This is a genomic window from Mesorhizobium sp. M4B.F.Ca.ET.143.01.1.1 (assembly GCF_004792275.1).
Lineage (GTDB): Bacteria > Pseudomonadota > Alphaproteobacteria > Rhizobiales > Rhizobiaceae > Mesorhizobium > Mesorhizobium abyssinicae.
The window spans coordinates 1-281 of record NZ_SRSR01000368.1 but is presented as its reverse complement, the minus strand read 5'-3'; the positions used below and the strand labels follow the sequence as shown (position 1 = coordinate 281).

The following is a 281-nucleotide window of genomic DNA, read 5'->3' as shown; positions in this document are numbered from 1 at the left end:
CGACAGCGCCACGAGAAAGGTGCTCGGCGCCCATATTCTCGGCCCCGACGCCGGCGAAATGGCGCAGCTTCTCGGGATTCCGCTGAAGGCGGGACTCACCAAGGACGATTTCGACCGCACCATGGCGGTCCACCCGACCGCGGCCGAGGAACTCGTCACCATGTACAAGCCGACCTACCGCGTGAAGAACGGCGAGCGCGTCTGAGCACGGCGTTGCGGAGCGGAACCGCCGCCGGCGAAGCCGGCGACGGTGAGGCTTGGTTCAAAGCAAGGTGCCGCGC

At 67.3% G+C, this 281-nt stretch carries 1 pseudogene; it reads left to right on the top strand.

Going from position 1 to position 281, the window contains the following annotated elements:
• Positions 1–205, top strand: a pseudogene (locus tag EN786_RS37390) (glutathione-disulfide reductase); the annotation flags it as partial.
• Positions 206–281: the final 76 nt, after the last annotated feature.